Source organism: Serratia sp. MYb239, assembly GCF_002966855.1.
Classification (GTDB): Bacteria; Pseudomonadota; Gammaproteobacteria; order Enterobacterales; family Enterobacteriaceae; genus Serratia_B; species Serratia_B rhizosphaerae.
In genome coordinates, this window is record NZ_CP023268.1 from 680,088 (window position 1) to 695,121 (window position 15,034).

11 protein-coding genes and 1 pseudogene are annotated in these 15,034 nt (G+C 56.4%); all 12 read left to right on the plus strand.

The window, feature by feature from the left end; genetic code table 11:
- The first annotated feature begins 67 nt into the window (after positions 1 to 67).
- The 12 genes and pseudogenes from dapB (at position 68) to CLM71_RS03260 (ending at position 14,995) form a co-directional block, all read left to right on the plus strand.
- The gene (gene dapB, locus CLM71_RS03210) at positions 68 to 889 is read left to right on the plus strand and encodes a 4-hydroxy-tetrahydrodipicolinate reductase (protein WP_105229722.1); all 822 of its coding nucleotides are present in this window, start codon (positions 68 to 70) and stop codon (positions 887 to 889) included.
- 469 nt (positions 890 to 1,358) lie between these two features.
- Positions 1,359 to 2,507, plus strand: coding sequence for a glutamine-hydrolyzing carbamoyl-phosphate synthase small subunit (gene carA / locus CLM71_RS03215; protein ID WP_105229723.1), 1,149 nt, complete (start codon positions 1,359 to 1,361; stop codon positions 2,505 to 2,507).
- An 18-nt stretch (positions 2,508 to 2,525) separates the two neighbouring features.
- On the plus strand, positions 2,526 to 5,750 hold the full coding sequence (gene carB, locus CLM71_RS03220) for a carbamoyl-phosphate synthase large subunit (RefSeq protein ID WP_105229724.1): 3,225 nt from the start codon (positions 2,526 to 2,528) through the stop codon (positions 5,748 to 5,750).
- Positions 5,751 to 5,938: 188 nt separating this feature from the next.
- On the plus strand, positions 5,939 to 6,493 hold the full coding sequence (kefF, locus tag CLM71_RS03225; protein ID WP_105229725.1) for a glutathione-regulated potassium-efflux system oxidoreductase KefF: 555 nt from the start codon (positions 5,939 to 5,941) through the stop codon (positions 6,491 to 6,493).
- Positions 6,486 to 8,339 (plus strand): glutathione-regulated potassium-efflux system protein KefC, encoded by a 1,854-nt coding sequence (gene kefC / locus CLM71_RS03230; protein WP_105229726.1) that lies wholly within the window; start codon positions 6,486 to 6,488, stop codon positions 8,337 to 8,339. Before kefF ends, kefC begins: the two co-directional genes overlap by 8 nt.
- A gap of 404 nt (positions 8,340 to 8,743) precedes the next feature.
- Positions 8,744 to 10,168: a lipase gene (locus CLM71_RS03235; RefSeq protein ID WP_105229727.1), complete on the plus strand. Its 1,425-nt coding sequence runs from the start codon at positions 8,744 to 8,746 to the stop codon at positions 10,166 to 10,168.
- 71 nt (positions 10,169 to 10,239) lie between these two features.
- Positions 10,240 to 10,929 (plus strand): ankyrin repeat domain-containing protein, encoded by a 690-nt coding sequence (locus CLM71_RS03240; RefSeq protein ID WP_105233208.1) that lies wholly within the window; start codon positions 10,240 to 10,242, stop codon positions 10,927 to 10,929.
- A gap of 110 nt (positions 10,930 to 11,039) precedes the next feature.
- Complete coding sequence (locus CLM71_RS03245; protein ID WP_232251625.1) at positions 11,040 to 11,723, plus strand: ankyrin repeat domain-containing protein; 684 nt, start codon at positions 11,040 to 11,042, stop codon at positions 11,721 to 11,723.
- A 110-nt stretch (positions 11,724 to 11,833) separates the two neighbouring features.
- The gene (locus CLM71_RS03250) at positions 11,834 to 12,523 is read left to right on the plus strand and encodes an ankyrin repeat domain-containing protein (protein ID WP_105233210.1); all 690 of its coding nucleotides are present in this window, start codon (positions 11,834 to 11,836) and stop codon (positions 12,521 to 12,523) included.
- Between the two features lie 43 nt (positions 12,524 to 12,566).
- Positions 12,567 to 12,656, plus strand: a pseudogene (locus CLM71_RS23850) (threonine/serine exporter); the annotation flags it as partial.
- A gap of 273 nt (positions 12,657 to 12,929) precedes the next feature.
- Positions 12,930 to 14,237, plus strand: a complete 1,308-nt coding sequence (locus CLM71_RS03255; protein WP_234008611.1) for a lipase — start codon at positions 12,930 to 12,932, stop codon at positions 14,235 to 14,237.
- Positions 14,238 to 14,314: 77 nt separating this feature from the next.
- Entirely contained in the window at positions 14,315 to 14,995 is a 681-nt protein-coding gene (locus tag CLM71_RS03260) for an ankyrin repeat domain-containing protein (protein ID WP_232251627.1), read from the plus strand.
- Positions 14,996 to 15,034 lie beyond the last annotated feature (39 nt).

A 15,034-nucleotide genomic window follows, 5' to 3' on the forward strand; every position in this document is an offset into this window, starting at 1 on the left:
AACCGGCGGGGCGGTTAACCTGATCCGATAGCCTGGGATAGGCATTTCATTGATAAGAGAGCGAAGTATGACTGATTCACAGATCCGCATGGCGGTTGTGGGCGCCGGCGGCCGTATGGGGCGTCAATTGATTCAGGCGGTGCAGCAGGCGCAGGGCGTGGTGCTCGGGGCGGCGCTGGAACGCGCCGGCTCCTCGTTAGTCGGGGCGGATGCGGGCGAACTGGCCGGCGTCGGCGCGCTTGGCGTTATCGTTAACGACGATCTGGCCAAGGTGGCGGATGACTTTGATGTGCTGATCGACTTTACCCGTCCGGAAGGCACGTTGGCGCATCTGGCGTTTTGCGTTTCCCACCATAAGGCGATGGTGATTGGCACCACCGGTTTTGACGATGCCGGCAAGGCGGCCATCAACGCCGCTGCGCAGCAGATTGGTATTGTGTTCGCCGCCAACTTCAGCGTCGGGGTCAACGTGGTGCTGAAGCTGCTGGAAAAAGCCGCCAAAGTGATGGGCGACTATACCGATATTGAAATTGTTGAAGCTCACCACCGCCACAAGGTGGATGCGCCGTCCGGCACCGCGCTGGCGATGGGCGAAGCGATTGCCGATGCGCTGGGGCGCGACCTGAAGCAGTGCGCCGTCTATGCGCGCGAAGGCCACACCGGCGAGCGCGATCCGCAGAGTATTGGCTTCGCCACCATTCGTGCCGGCGATATCGTCGGTGAACATACCGCGATGTTTGCCGATATCGGCGAGCGGGTTGAGATCACCCATAAGGCCTCCAGTCGGATGACCTTTGCCAATGGCGCCGTTCGCGCGGCAGTTTGGCTGTCTGAGCGTGATAATGGGCTGTTTGATATGCGAGATGTGCTGGGATTAGACCAGTTGTAATGGTTTTTATATCCGTGTGATGTGGTTATATTGATCGTATGGCTATGATACTGGGACAATATTTTTATTGTCCTTTTTTTTAACATGATAAATATGGTGTTGGTTGTATTTTTGCATCATCATTACTGTTTCTGTGAGTTTGTGCCTTTAAAACCTCCCTTTTCTTCACTGTTAAACGATTAAAGCCTGTTTTTAGCGTATTAAATCGCCCGTTTTACCACATCCTATCTGGCAACCGTTTACTCGCTCGGGTTTAGCTGTATTTTTGTGGCTGTGAAGCCTATTAAACCGCGTAGTCAGTAAAAATAAGTGAAAAAATGGCGCTTTAAGTAGACAAACGGGGTGCCCATCATTAAAATGCGCCCAATTTGCCAAAAATTAGCCTTGAGGGCGGTTTTTGCATTGATTTAGATCGCGATATCTGAATTAATATGCAAATATTGTGATTTATTATTCCTCGGAGGGTGTTTTGATTAAGTCAGCGCTATTGGTTCTGGAAGACGGAACCCAATTCCACGGTCGGGCCATTGGGGCAGAGGGTACGGCAGTGGGGGAAGTGGTCTTCAATACGTCGATGACCGGTTATCAAGAAATCCTCACTGATCCTTCCTATTCCCGCCAGATCGTTACTCTTACTTATCCTCATATCGGCAATGTCGGCACCAATGCTTCCGACGCAGAATCCTCCGCTATTCACGCTCAAGGCCTGGTCATTCGCGACCTTCCGCTGATTGCCAGCAACTACCGCAGTGAAGAAAACCTGTCCGACTACCTCAAGCGCAACAATATTGTGGCGATTGCCGATATCGATACCCGCAAGCTGACGCGTCTGCTGCGTGAGAAAGGCGCGCAGAACGGCTGCATCATCGCCGGCGACGCGCCGGATGCCGCGCTGGCGCTGGAGAAGGCCAAAGCCTTCCCGGGCCTGAAAGGCATGGACCTGGCAAAAGAAGTGACTACGCAGGAAGCCTACGGCTGGCGTCAGGGCAGCTGGACGCTGGCCGGCGAGCTGCCGGAAGCCAAAGCGGAATCCGAGCTGCCGTTCCACGTGGTGGCCTATGATTTCGGCGCGAAGCGCAACATCCTGCGCATGCTGGTCGATCGCGGCTGCCGCCTGACGGTGGTGCCGGCGCAGACCCCGGCGGATGAGGTGCTGAAAATGAATCCGGACGGCATCTTCCTGTCCAACGGCCCGGGTGACCCGGAGCCGTGCGACTACGCGATCGCCGCCATTCAGCGGTTCCTGACCACCGACATCCCGCTGTTCGGCATCTGCCTGGGCCACCAACTGCTGGCGCTGGCCAGCGGCGCGCAGACGGTGAAAATGAAGCTCGGCCACCACGGCGGCAACCATCCGGTGAAGGATCTGGACAACAATACGGTGATGATCACCGCGCAGAACCACGGTTTTGCGGTGGATGAGAACAACCTGCCGGCCAACCTGCGCGTGACGCACAAGTCGCTGTTCGACCACACGGTGCAGGGCATTCACCGCACCGACAAAGCGGCGTTCAGCTTCCAGGGCCACCCGGAAGCCAGCCCTGGCCCGCACGATGCCGCGCCGCTGTTCGATCACTTTATCGAACTGATTGAGTCTCACCGTTCCAACGCTAAATAATCAGGAGCCATAACAACCATGCCAAAACGTACTGATATAAAAAGCATCCTGATCCTCGGCGCTGGCCCGATCGTTATCGGCCAGGCCTGTGAATTTGACTACTCCGGCGCGCAGGCGTGTAAGGCGCTGCGCGAAGAGGGTTACCGCGTTATTCTGGTGAACTCCAACCCGGCGACCATCATGACCGACCCGGAAATGGCCGATGCGACCTACATTGAGCCGATCCACTGGGAAGTGGTGCGTAAAATCATCGAAAAAGAGCGCCCGGATGCGGTGCTGCCGACCATGGGCGGCCAGACTGCACTGAACTGCGCGCTTGAGCTGGAGCGTCAGGGCGTGCTGGAAGAGTTCGGCGTGACGATGATCGGCGCGACCGCCGATGCGATCGACAAGGCTGAAGACCGCCGCCGTTTTGACGTGGCGATGAAGAAAATCGGCCTGGACACCGCACGTTCCGGCATTGCGCACACCATGGAAGAAGCGCTGGCGGTGGCCGCCGATGTCGGCTTCCCGTGCATTATCCGTCCGTCCTTCACCATGGGCGGCACCGGTGGCGGCATCGCCTATAACCGCGAAGAGTTTGAAGAAATCTGCGAGCGCGGCCTGGATCTGTCGCCAACCAACGAGCTGCTGATTGATGAATCGCTGATCGGTTGGAAAGAGTACGAGATGGAAGTGGTGCGTGATAAGAACGACAACTGCATCATCGTCTGCTCGATTGAAAACTTCGACGCTATGGGCATCCACACCGGCGACTCGATTACCGTCGCGCCGGCGCAGACCCTGACCGACAAAGAGTATCAAATCATGCGTAACGCCTCGATGGCGGTACTGCGTGAAATCGGCGTGGAAACCGGCGGTTCTAACGTGCAGTTTGCGGTGAACCCGAAAACCGGTCGCCTGATCGTCATCGAAATGAACCCGCGCGTATCGCGCTCCTCGGCGCTGGCGTCGAAGGCCACCGGCTTCCCGATCGCCAAGATCGCCGCCAAGCTGGCGGTGGGTTATACGCTGGATGAGCTGATGAACGACATCACCGGCGGCCGTACTCCGGCGTCGTTTGAGCCGTCCATCGACTACGTGGTGACCAAAATCCCTCGCTTCAACTTTGAGAAATTCGCCGGCGCCAATGACCGCCTGACGACGCAGATGAAGTCGGTCGGCGAAGTGATGGCGATTGGCCGCACCCAGCAGGAGTCGATGCAGAAAGCGCTGCGCGGCCTGGAAGTGGGCGCCACCGGGTTTGACCCGAAAGTGAGCCTGGACGACCCGGAAGCGCTGACCAAGATCCGCCGCGAGCTGAAAGACGCCGGCCCGGATCGCATCTGGTATATCGCCGACGCGTTCCGCGCCGGCCTGTCGGTGGACGGGGTGTTCAACCTGACCAATATCGACCGCTGGTTCCTGGTGCAGATTGAAGAGCTGGTGCGCCTGGAAGAAGAGGTGGCGACGAGCGGCATCAACGGCCTGACGGCGGAATTCCTGCGCACCCTGAAGCGCAAAGGCTTTGCCGACGCGCGCCTGGCAAAACTGGCCGGCGTGACCGAAGGCGCGGTGCGCAAACTGCGTCAGGGCTATGGCCTGCATCCGGTGTACAAACGCGTGGATACCTGCGCGGCGGAATTCTCCACCGATACCGCCTATATGTACTCCACCTATGAAGAAGAGTGCGAATCCAACCCGAACAGCGACCGGCCGAAGGTGATGGTGCTGGGCGGCGGGCCGAACCGTATCGGTCAGGGCATTGAATTTGACTACTGCTGCGTACACGCCTCGCTGGCGCTGCGCGAAGACGGCTACGAGACCATTATGGTCAACTGTAACCCGGAAACCGTGTCGACCGACTACGACACCTCCGACCGTCTGTACTTCGAACCGGTGACGCTGGAAGACGTGCTGGAAATCGTGCGTATCGAACAGCCGAAAGGGGTGATTGTTCAGTACGGCGGCCAGACGCCGCTGAAACTGGCGCGCGATCTGGAAGCGGCCGGCGTGCCGATTATCGGCACCAGCCCGGACGCCATCGACCGCGCGGAAGACCGCGAGCGCTTCCAGCAGGCGGTTAACCGTCTGAGCCTGAAGCAGCCGGCCAACGCTACGGTCACGGCGATTGAGCAGGCGGTAGAGAAAGCGGCGGGCATCGGTTATCCGCTGGTGGTGCGTCCGTCTTACGTGCTGGGCGGCCGTGCGATGGAAATCGTCTATGACGAAACCGACCTGCGCCGCTACTTCCAGACCGCGGTCAGCGTGTCCAACGATGCGCCGGTGCTGCTGGATCGCTTCCTGGACGACGCGGTTGAAGTCGACGTCGACGCGATTTGCGACGGCGAGCGCGTGCTGATTGGCGGCATCATGGAGCATATCGAACAGGCCGGCGTACACTCCGGCGACTCCGCCTGTTCACTGCCGGCCTACACCCTGAGCAAAGACATTCAGGACGTGATGCGTCAGCAGGTGGAAAAACTGGCGTTTGAGCTGCAGGTGCGCGGCCTGATGAACGTCCAGTTTGCGGTGAAGGACAACGAGGTCTACCTGATTGAAGTCAACCCGCGCGCCGCGCGTACCGTGCCGTTTGTCTCCAAAGCCACCGGCGTGCCGCTGGCGAAAGTGGCGGCGCGCGTGATGGCGGGCAAAACGCTGGCCGAACAGGGCGTGACGGAAGAGGTGATTCCACCGTACTACTCGGTGAAAGAAGTTGTGCTGCCGTTCAACAAATTCCCGGGCGTCGACCCGATTCTGGGGCCGGAAATGCGCTCCACCGGGGAAGTGATGGGCGTTGGCCGCACCTTTGCCGAAGCCTTCTCCAAGGCGATGCTGGGCAGCAACTCCGGCATGCGCAAGCAGGGCCGGGCGCTGCTGTCGGTACGTGAAGGCGACAAGGCGCGGGTGGTCGATCTGGCCGCCAGCCTGCTGAAGCAGGGCTTCGAGCTGGATGCGACCCACGGCACCGCGGTGGTGCTGGGCGAAGCGGGCATCAACCCGCGCCTGGTCAACAAGGTGCACGAAGGCCGTCCGCACATTCAGGACCGTATCAAGAATGGCGAGTACACCTACATCGTGAACACCACCGCCGGCCGCCAGGCGATTGAGGACTCCAAGCTGATTCGACGCAGCGCGCTGCAGTATAAAGTGCATTACGACACCACGCTGAACGGCGGCTTTGCCACCGCGATGGCGCTGAAGGCCGATCCGACCGAACAGGTCACCTCGGTTCAGGAGATGCACGCGCGCATCGGCAAATAAGCCCCGCGCCCGTACCGTTGTTCAAGGCCCTGCATGCAGGGCCTTTTTTTATACCTTACCCCCGCGCAAAGTCATTCAGCTTGCTTGTTGATGCAGGTTAAAAATTTCCGCTATCAATCAATTTGCCCGCTGTCATGCTAGACGGCTGGTATATGCTTGATGTATTGGCAAGGAACGACGAGATAAACATGATTCTAATAATCTACGCACACCCTTATCCCCGGCACTCGCACGCCAACCAACGGCTGCTGCAGGCGGTGAAAGATATTCCCGAGGTGGAAGTCCGCTCGCTGTATGAGCTATATCCCGATTTCAGCATCGATATCCATGCGGAACAGCAGGCGCTGGAACGCGCCGATATGGTGGTGCTGCAGCATCCGATGCAGTGGTACGGCCTGCCGCCGCTGCTGAAGCTGTGGATCGACAAGGTGCTGGAGCACGGCTGGGCCTACGGCCACGACGGCAACGCGCTGGTAGGGAAAGACTGCCTGTGGGCGGTGACCAGCGGCGGCGACCGCCACCACTTCGAGTTGGGCGACTACCCGGAGTTTGCCGTGCTGGCGCAGCCGCTGCAGGCGACGGCGCTGTACTGCGGCATGCGCTGGCAGCCCTACTTTGCGCTGCATAATACCTTCACCTGTAACGAAACGGCGCTGCTGGCGGCGGGAGAGGCCTACCGGCAGCGGCTGATTGATTACCTACTGGCGCAGCAACAGCAAACGCAGGAGAACCAACATGGATAATCACGGCATGATGATCGAAGGGCTGATCTATCTGGGATCGGCCGGTCTGCTGGTGCCGATTGCGGTGCGTCTGGGGCTGGGATCGGTGCTGGGCTACCTGATCGCCGGCTGTATCATCGGGCCGTGGGGGCTGAAACTGGTGTCCGACGCTGAATCGATCCTGACCTTTGCGGAAATCGGCGTGGTGCTGATGCTGTTCGTTATCGGTCTGGAACTGGACCCGAAACGGCTGTGGACGCTGCGCGCTTCGGTATTCGGCGGCGGCGGCATGCAGATGGCCGGCTGTGGCCTGGTGCTTAGCGCCTTTTGCTATTTCCTCGGGCTGAACTGGCAGGTGGCGCTGCTGATTGGCCTGACGCTGGCGCTCTCTTCCACCGCTATCGCCATGCAGGCGATGAATGAACGTAATCTGACTTCGTCACCGACCGGACGCAGCGCGTTCGCGGTGCTGCTGTTTCAGGATATCGCCGCGATTCCGCTGGTGGCGATGATCCCGCTGCTGGCCAACAGCGGCGCCTCGACGTCGCTCGGCGCCTTTGCCATTTCCGCCGCCAAGGTGGTGGGCGCGCTGACGCTGGTGGTGCTGCTCGGCCGCTATGTGACGCGGCCGCTGCTGCACTTTGTCGCCCGCTCCGGCATGCGCGAAGTCTTCAGCGCCGTCGCGCTGTTTCTGGTATTCGGTTTCGGCATTCTGCTGGAAATGGCCGGCCTGTCGATGGCGATGGGCGCGTTTCTGGCCGGCGTGCTGCTGGCCAGCTCGGAATACCGTCATGCGCTGGAAAGCGATATTCAGCCGTTTAAGGGGCTGCTGCTGGGGCTGTTCTTTATCGGCGTCGGCATGTCGATCGATTTTGGTACGCTGTTCAGCCACCCGCTGCTGATCGCCACGCTGCTGCTCGGTTTTATGCTGCTGAAGGCGGCCATGCTGTGGCTGCTGGCGCCGCTGCTGGGGGTGCCAAAGCGCCAGCGCGGGCTGTTTGCCATTTTGCTGGGGCAGGGCAGTGAGTTTGCCTTTGTGGTGTTTGGCGCGGCGCAGACGGCCGGCGTCTTGCCGCAGGAATGGGCCAAATCGCTGACGCTGGCGGTGGCGCTGTCCATGGCCGTGACGCCGCTGCTGCTGGTGCTGGCGTCCCGGCTGGAGAAGCGTGCGCCGCAGGATGATCGTCCGGCGGATGTGATCGACGAAGAGAACGCCAGCGTGATCGTCGCCGGTTTCGGCCGCTTCGGCCAGATCGCCGGCCGTATGCTGCTGGCCAACGGCGTGCGCACCGTGGTGCTGGATCACGATCCGGATCATATCGAAACCTTGCGCAAGTTTGGCACCAAAGTGTTTTATGGCGACGCTACTCGCGCCGACTTGCTGGAGGCCGCCGGTGCGGAAAAGGCGCAGGTGCTGATTAACGCCATTGACGACGTTGAGGCCAACCTGCAACTGACCGAACTGGCCAGACGCCACTTCCCGCACCTGAAGGTGGTGGCGCGCGCCCGCGACGTTGACCACTGGTATCAGCTGCGGCGCCTCGGGGTGGAGAAACCGGAGCGCGAAACCTTTGAAAGCTCGCTGCGTATCGGCCGTGAAGCGCTGGAGCTGCTGGGGATGGACGCCTACGAGGCACGGGAAAAGGCGGATATCTTCCGTTGCTATAACCATAAGATGCTGGAAAGCACGGTGGAGCATTACGAGGATACCGAGTTCCGTATCGCCAGCCTGCAGCGCGCGAAAGAGATGCTCAGCAACGCCATTGAGCAGGACCGCTCACGCCTGTCGCGGGAACAGGAGACCGGCTGGCGCGGCAGTATTGACGGTAAAGCACCGGAAGATGAGGTTGTGGAAGCCAAAGGATAATGATTATGCCCCTCTCTTATTCGGAGAGGGGCTATGCGTATAAATAAAGCCGAGCGCTAATGCTTTATTATTAACGGAACGATTAACGAATAATAACCACGCTGGAAATAGAAAAGATATTTTATTAACGGTTTTATTTAATTGCCCCATTAATTAATTGGCTTTTGGGGTGGTTTATTTGGGTGTTCGAGTAACGTGTTCTAGTAATTAATCCGGTTTTTTTTGTCTTTTGTAGATAAAAATGTATGGCAATACCTTTCGGGTGGTGTAATATCGTAAAAAAATGAGTGGCGGACGGTCTGTAAGGTTATTTCCCTCAGGGAATAATCGCGTCGCCGCTTATTTTTAACTTAATAAATTAAATCTACATGTCAATTTTATATATTTAGCACAGGATGGCGCTAATGAGATTGATTACTCTATCAACGGAAGATCTCGAACCTTACCAGTTTTCCCGCATTTTTAACCCTAACTCGGCGCGTTATGCGCTGGAGGCTAAATACCTGTTCGGGGCGTCAGCGCTGCCTTCGATCTGCCGTCGCTACCCGGTCTCCCGCTGTGAGATTTCCGGCGTGGGCGTGTCGCAGTACCGGGAAGACCGACAGGTTAAGCAGCAGGTGCTGGCCGAGTTGAACAGCGGTCAGCTGCTTGCCATCGATGACGACTGCTTTGGCTGGTCGCCGGTGCGCCACCTGTTCTTTATCGATCAGGCTGGCCGGCTGACGCTCTATCCTGCCATTCTGCCGCCGCTCTATCCGACGCAGCAGATAATCCGCCGCTATGAGGCGATGGTTGCCCGCTATTGCACCCGTCCGGCGCCAACGGTGCTGCCGCCCAGCTACCGGCCGCAGCAGAAAGCGCCGGTTGCCGTAGCGGCGGCCACGGCGGTGGCGGTACGCCGGGATCCGCTGGCCGCAATGCGTGCGATGAGCAAGCGCGAACGCTGGCAGGCCCGGCAAAACCTGATTGGCCGTGGCCAGCGCAGCATCTACCCCGATGCGCGCATCGCCGCGACGCGTCTGGGCGAGAACAATATTGCCGTTGAAAAGGCCAGGCTGGCGCAAAATGTGTATGGCATTGATGGACGGCCGATTAACGCGTTGGAAACGATGCCGAACGTGCCCGAAGGGTGGCGCGATATTAGTAATGATGACAAAGCGCTACAAAATCTGGGTTTAAAATCCACTATGTTATATAGCAGTGTAAATGATCCTGATTTTTTCTCCCGAGTATATGCCCCAGATAAATCGGTATTTGGTAATGAGATGGCACCGACCGTGGTATTCAGAGGTACACGGATGGAGAATATAACGGACTGGCTGAACAATGGTCAGCAAGGAATGGGTGTTCATTCAAGCTATTATGAAAAATCGGTTTTTATCGGTAGTAAGTTAGAGGATTTCTCTGGTCAGGTAGATATTGCCGGACATTCACTAGGCGGCGGCCTTGCTTCTGCGGCGGCGATTGCCAGCGGTAAACCTGCCTGGACGTTTAATGCCGCAGGACTCAATGCCGGCACGGTGGGAAAGTATGGCGGGGCTGCGATCGGCGACGGCTCAAAAATTGCTGCCTACCGGGTGCGGGGCGAGGTGCTGACGCGCTTGCAGGAGTTCCACCTGTTAGAGGATTTAAAGAGCGTTTATTACAACATTCCGCTGCTGATGGTGAAACATCAGCTCTCTGCGCTATTGCCCAGCGCGGCGGGCAACGCGAAGTGGCTGCCGGGCGGGGAGGGCGGCACCGTTGATAAACACGGTATGCAGCAGGTGATCGACAGCCTGGAGCTACAGAAAGAGGCAGATATGACCACCATTACCAGCAGGTTATAGCCGTGCGAATACGATGGATCGGTGTTGTCATGATGGTGTTTGGCATGATTTGGCTGGCAGGATGCAATGGCATGAAAAAAATTGAACCTGAAGACTACTTTACCGGCCAACAGCTGATATTGGCCAAGGCTATTGAGGCGGGGGACCTGGGCAGGGTAAAACAACTGGCGCCGGAAACAGATTTAAACACCCCGGGTGAACAGGATTTAACCTTATTATTCTTCGCCTTGAATGAGACGTACTACAATAATAATCCCAAACCACGTTTGCAAATTGTGACCGCGCTGGTCAAAGCAGGGGCTGATCCTTTGCAACCACTCCCCAGAGGGATGGCCAGCCCGGCGGAAATGGTCTCAATGGGGGATAAGGATATCTGGCTAAAGGCATTGCTAGATGGTGGCTTGGATCCGGATGCCAGAGACCGAAATCATAATGAAGCGATTATCTATAGCGCACTGAAAGCCAGGAATACGGATACGCTAGCATTATTGACCATGCGCGGTGCTGATGTTGATGCCAATGACATTTTAGGCCAGACGCCGTTAGTGGAAGCTTTTTTCAGCAACCGTTTTGAACACGCTATTTATTTGCTGGATCACGGTGCCAACCCGAATCCGGTAGACAAAAAAGGACGAGGATTTACTGCATTGGTACAAAGACGCCTCAATAGTACCCGGCCGGAAACTGAATACCACCAGAACTGTCTGCGGCTGCGCGACAAGCTGATCGCGTTGGGCGTAAAGTGGCCGCCGGAGGCGTAACGGTGGCGATGGACTGGCCAGCATTAGGCAAAGGGACGATCATGCGTAACCGATGGATAAGTATCGCCGTTGTTTTTTGGGGACTAATCTTGCTGGCAGGATGCAACGGCATGAAGAAAATTGAACCGGAAGACTACTTTACCGGCCAACAGCTGATATTGGCCAAGGCCATTGAGGCGGGTGACCTGGAGAGGGTAAAACAGCTGGCGCCGGAAACGGATCTGAATACCCCCGGCGAGCAGAAATTAACCCCGCTGTTTTTCGCCATCAACGAGGCAATGTATAACGATAATCCGGGCAATCGACTAGAAATTATTACGGTGCTGGTCAGTGCTGGTGCGGATCCTTTACCGAGGGGGATGGGGGACAAACCGGCTTTATGGATGGCTAAGGCCAGTAAGGATATCTGGCTTAAGGCAATGCTGGACGGTGGCCTATCTCCGAACGCCAGAGATAAGGACACTGACTATCCCATGATCTATGAAACTATGTATGCCAAGACTACCGATACGTTAGCATTATTAATTATGCGCGGGGCTGATGTTGATACCCGTAATTCTTTAGGTGAAACGCCATTAACGGTAGCTTTTTTCAGCAGTAAATTTGAGCACGCCAATTATTTACTGGACCACGGCGCTGATCCAAATCCGGTAACTAAGAAGGGATGGGTATTCGCTTCGCTGGTGCAAGACGGCATCAAAGACAGCCGGCCGGAAACTGAATACCACCAGAACTGTTTGCGGCTGCGCGACAAGATGATCGCGCTGGGGGTGAAGTGGCCGCCGGAGGCGTAACGGTGGCGATGGACTGGCCAGCATTAGGCAAAGGGACGATCATGCGTAACCGATGGGTAAGTATCGCCGTTGTTTTTTGGGGACTAATCTTGCTGGCAGGATGCAACGGCATGAAGGAAATTGAACCGGAAGACTATTTTACGGGCCAACAGCTGGCCTTAGCCAAGGCCATTGAGGCGGGGGACCTGGGCAGAGTAAAACAACTGGCGCCGGAAACAGATTTAAACACCCCGGGCGAGCAGGATTTAACCTTATTATTCTTCGCCTTGAATGAGACGTACTACAATAATAATCCCAAACCACGTTTGCAAATTGTGACCGCGCTGGTTAAAGCGGGAGCTGATCCCCTGCAACCGCAGTCTGATGGGATGGCCAGTCCTGCTGAAATGGTTGCTATGGGGGATAAGGATCTCTGGCTACAGGCGCTATTGGATGGTGGGTTATCAGCAAATGCAAAAAATAAACATTGGGGAACCGCTATTATCTTTGACACGCTAAGAGCAAAGAACACGGCAACTCTGGCTCTATTAATAGAACGTGGAGTAAATATAGATTCCCGTAACTCATTAGAAGAAACACCGTTAATGGCAGCCTTTCTTCGCAACCGCTTTGAACACGTAAACTATCTTCTGGATCATGGTACTGACCCAAACCCGGTAAATAAACAGGGCTGGGTATTTGCTTCGCTGGTGCAAAGCAGCATCAATGACAGCCGGCCGGAAACTGAATACCACCAGAACTGTCTGCGGCTGCGCGACAAGATGATCGCGCGGGGGGTGAAGTGGCCACCGGAGGCGTAACGTGCGCGATGAGCATGACGGAGGCCATCCGGCGGCTTAGCTGAAAAACATCGATCGCGGCATCAATATGCAGATGGTGACCGAGGTGCAGCATATTGTGATATTGGCCGAACACCGGCTGGCGGTAGCGCGCCCGGATCCGGATTGCTAACTATCCTAAATGACTGGCAGGTTCTGCCCGAATGCTGGCAGGGCCTGCCTGATAGTGTAATATCGTCGCTACGTCAGGGGCTAATCTGGCCGCTGCTTATCAAGTTTATATACTTAGCACAAGCACAGGACTGCGCTAATGAGATTGATTTCACTATCAACGGAAGAGCTCGAACCTTTCCAATTTTCCCGTATTTTTCATCCCAGTTCGGCACGTTATGAGTTGGAGTCAAAATATCTGTTCGGGGCGTCATCGATGCCCTCGATCAATCGTCGCTATCCGGTCAGCCGCCGTGAGATTTCCGGCGTGGGTGTGTCGCAGTTCCGGGAAGACCGGCAGATAAAAAATCAGGTGCTGGCCGAGTTGGATTCAGGGCAGCTGCTTGCCATTGATGACAACTGTTTTGGCTGGTCGCCGGCGCGGCACCTGTTCTTTATCGACCAAACCGGCCGGCTGGTGCAGTACCCGGCCATTTTGCCGCCGCTCTACCCGACGCAGCGGATAATTCAGCGCTATGAGGCGATGGTTGCCCGCTATCGCGTCCGTCCGCCGGCGACGGTGCTGCCCCCCAGCTACCGGCCGCAGCAGAAAGCGCCGGCAGTCGTCGCGGCGGCCACCGCGATGGCGGTGCGCCGGGATCCGCTGGCCGCTATGCGCGATATGAGCAAGCGCGAACGTTGGCAGACCCGGCAAAATCTGATCGGCCGCGGGCAGCGCAGCATTTACCCCGATGCGCGCATTGCCGCGACGCGCCTGGGTGAGAACAATATCGCCGTTGAGTATGCCAAACTGGCGCAAAATGTTTACGGCGTTGACGGGCAACCGATTGACGCGTTGGGTACGGTGCCGAACGTACCCGAAGGGTGGCGTGATATCAGTAATAATAAAAATGCTTTAGACCGGCTGGGGTTAAAGCCAGAGATGTTGTATGACAATCCTGACATGCCAGACTTTTTTTCTAGAGTTTATGCGCCAGATCCGACGGTGTTCGGTAACGCTATGAAGCCAACCGTAGTATTCCGGGGGACCAGGATGGAGAAAATGGTTGATTGGGAAAACAACCTGGGGCAAGGCGCTAGTCTCAATTCAGTTTATTATGAGAAATCGGTCACTATTGGCAATAAGTTGATAGATTTCCCAGGCCAGGTAGCTATTGCTGGGCATTCTCTGGGGGGCGGCCTTGCCTCTGCGGCGGCCGTTGCCAGTGGTAAGCCCGCCTGGACGTTTAATGCCGCAGGCCTTAATGCCGGCACGGTGGAAAAGTATGGCGGCACGGCCATCGGCGACGGTTCAAAAATTGCCGCCTATCGGGTGCATGGCGAGGTATTAACGAAGCTGCAGGAATTCCACTTACTGGATGATTTAAAGAGTGTGAACTACGATATTCCGCTGCTGATGATAAAACGGCAGCTCTCTGCGCTATTACCGAGCGCGGCGGGCGCCGCGAAATGGCTGCCGGGCGGTGAGGGTAGCGCCATTGATAAGCACGGTATGCAGCAGGTGATCGACAGCCTGGAGGAGCAGAAAGAGGCGGATATGACCACCATTACTAACAGGTTATAACTATGCGTATGCGTACACGATGGTTAGGTATTGCCATAATGATGTTTGGCATAATTTGGTTGGCAGGATGCAACGACATGAAAAAAATTGTACCGGAAGAATACTTTACGGGCCAACAGCTGGTTTTGGCCAAGGCCATTGAGGCGGGTGACCTGGAGAGGGTAAAACAACTGGCGCCGGAAACGGATCTGAATACTCCGGGCGAGCAGAGATTAACCCCGCTGTTTTTCGCCATCAACGAGGCGATGTATAACGATAATCCGGCCAACCGCTTGGCAATTATTACGGCGCTGGTCAGTGCTGGTGCGGATCCTTTACCGCAGGGTAAAAATAGTCCAGCTCTGTGGATGGTTAGGGCCGATAAGGACATCTGGCTGAAGGCAATGCTGGACGGTGGTTTATCTACAAACGCCAGAGATAAGGACAATGACGAGCCCATAATCCATGAAACTATGTATGCCAAGACTACCGATACGTTAGCATTATTAGTTATGCGCGGGGCTGATGTTGATGCGCGAGATTCTTTAGGTGAAACCCCATTAATGGCAGCTTTTTACAGTAATAGCTTTGAGCACGCCAATTATTTGTTGGACCACGGTGCTGATCCTAATCCGGTAAATAAGAAGGGGTGGGTATTTGCTTCACTAGTGCAAAAGCGCCTTAATAAAAGCCAGCCAGATACTGAATACCACCAGAAGTGTCTGCAGCTGCGCGACAAGATGATCGCGCGGGGGGTGAAGTGGCCGTCGAAGGCATAACAGGGGCTGTGGCGATGGACTGCCTGCGTTCGTCTAAGG

Bases quoted from the DNA above. Each gene is read 5' to 3' on its own strand.
- dapB (WP_105229722.1), top strand. From the start codon at position 68: ATGACTGATTCACAGATCCGCATGGCGGTTGTGGGCGCCGGCGGCCGT.
- carB (WP_105229724.1), top strand. From the start codon at position 2,526: ATGCCAAAACGTACTGATATAAAAAGCATCCTGATCCTCGGCGCTGGC.
- kefF (WP_105229725.1), top strand. From the start codon at position 5,939: ATGATTCTAATAATCTACGCACACCCTTATCCCCGGCACTCGCACGCC.
- kefC (WP_105229726.1), top strand. From the start codon at position 6,486: ATGGATAATCACGGCATGATGATCGAAGGGCTGATCTATCTGGGATCG.
- CLM71_RS03235 (WP_105229727.1), top strand. From the start codon at position 8,744: ATGAGATTGATTACTCTATCAACGGAAGATCTCGAACCTTACCAGTTT.
- CLM71_RS03240 (WP_105233208.1), top strand. From the start codon at position 10,240: ATGAAAAAAATTGAACCTGAAGACTACTTTACCGGCCAACAGCTGATA.
- CLM71_RS03245 (WP_232251625.1), top strand. From the start codon at position 11,040: ATGAAGAAAATTGAACCGGAAGACTACTTTACCGGCCAACAGCTGATA.
- CLM71_RS03250 (WP_105233210.1), top strand. From the start codon at position 11,834: ATGAAGGAAATTGAACCGGAAGACTATTTTACGGGCCAACAGCTGGCC.
- CLM71_RS03255 (WP_234008611.1), top strand. From the start codon at position 12,930: ATGCCCTCGATCAATCGTCGCTATCCGGTCAGCCGCCGTGAGATTTCC.
- CLM71_RS03260 (WP_232251627.1), top strand. From the start codon at position 14,315: ATGAAAAAAATTGTACCGGAAGAATACTTTACGGGCCAACAGCTGGTT.